This is a genomic window from Kitasatospora sp. NPDC057542 (assembly GCF_042801945.1).
GTDB lineage: Bacteria > Actinomycetota > Actinomycetes > Streptomycetales > Streptomycetaceae > Kitasatospora.
The window spans coordinates 1-1,536 of the sequence record NZ_JBHVFE010000826.1 but is presented as its reverse complement, the minus strand read 5'-3'; the positions used below and the strand labels follow the sequence as shown (position 1 = coordinate 1,536).

Here is a 1,536-nt window from a genome sequence, read left to right as displayed (position 1 = left end):
GGCGCGGACACCGCGGCCGGGCAGCCGCTGGTGTGCGACGTGCTGGTCGCGGCGGACCTGCTGGAGCAGTGCCTGCGCCCGCTGTCCGCACCCTGGTACGGCACCGGCCCCGGCGGCCTCGGCGCGGCAGACCTGTGCCACGTGGTCGGCGGCGGCCCGGCCGCGCTGCCCGCCCTGGTGGCCCGGCACCTGCACGGGGTGCCGTTCGTGGTGACCGAGCACGGCCCGCACCTGCGCGAGCAGTACCTCGGCTACCGCGAGGCGCCGTACCGGTGGCCGGTCCGGGCCCTGCTGCTGTCCTTCTTCCGGGCGCTCACCGAGGAGACCTGCCGGCAGGCCGCGATACTCACCCCCGGCAGCGCCCACGACCAGCAGTGGCAGCGCCGCTGCGGGGCCGACCCGGCCCGCACCCGGGTGGTGTACGAGGGCACGCCGGCGGTCGACCGCCCGGCCGCCGGGCCGGAGCCCGCGGCGCCGGTCCTGGTGTGGGCGGGCGCGCTGGAGCCGGGGCGGGACCCGGAGCTCGCGCTGCACGCCTTCGCCCGGGTCCGCGCCGCACTGCCCGCCGCCCGGCTGGTGGTGTACGGCGAGGAGGCGGCGCCCGGCTACCGGGCGCACTGCGCGGCGGTGGCCGAACGGTTGGGGGTGGCCGGGGCGGTGGACTTCGCCGGGCGGCCCGGCTCGCTCGCCGGGGTCTGGGAGTCGGGCACGGTGGCGGTCTTCTCGGGGCTCTCCCAGCGCAGCCCCCGGCTGCTCGCGGACGCGATGCTCAGCGGCCGGGCGGTGGTCTCCACCGACGTCGGGGTGGCCCGCGAGGTGGTCGGGCCGACCGGGCTGCTGGTGCCCGCCCGCGATCCGCGCGCTCTGGCCGGCGCCTGCCTGGCGCTGCTGCGGGACGAGGAGCGGCGGGGCCGGCTCGGGCTGGCCGGGCGGCTGAGGGCGCAGGAACGCTTCGCCGTGGAGCCGGTGATCGGTGCCTTCCGGGAGATCTACCTGGAGCTGGTCTCGCAGTACCCGGCCTTTCCCGGCGGAGGGGGCGGCGGCGAGGGCGGGCCGACGCCGCGCCCGTTCGCCCGCCCCGCCGAGTGCTGGCTGGCCGACGGTCCGCGCGGCGGCGCGCAGGAGGCTCCGGCGGACGGTGGCGGCTCCGGCGACGAGCTGTGCGGCGGCACCGTCCGGACCGGGGTGCGGGAGCCGGCCGGGCAGCGGCCGGCCGAACTCGCGGAGGCCGTCTGATGTCCGGCGCCACCCTGCTCGGCAGCAGCGCGGACCCGGTGCGCGAGGTGATGACCGAGCACCGGGAGCTGTGCGAGCGCGCCGTCGACCCGCTGGAGATCGCCGCCGGGCTGGAGGAGGCCGGGCTCGGCCCGGACACCGCCGCCCGCTGCCGGCACGCCGACCTGTTCTCGCTGGCCGAGGAGCTGTACGCCCGGGTGCCCCGCCGGCCGCCGGTGCCCGGGCCGGTGGAGCCGCACCCGCGCGGGGCCGCCGCCCGGGCCGCGCCGGCCGCCGCCGCCGCGCTGGCCGCGCTGCCCT

General features: G+C 80.2%; 1 protein-coding gene and 1 pseudogene. Both read left to right on the top strand.

All coding sequences use genetic code 11. The annotated features are described in order from the left end of the window. On the top strand, positions 1–1,236 hold a 1,236-nt coding region (locus ACFU7Y_RS43870), incomplete at its 5' end, for a glycosyltransferase (RefSeq protein WP_380772055.1). Next, positions 1,236–1,536 (top strand): annotated as a pseudogene (locus tag ACFU7Y_RS43865) (hypothetical protein); the annotation flags it as partial. The gene ACFU7Y_RS43870 and the pseudogene ACFU7Y_RS43865, both read left to right, overlap by 1 nt.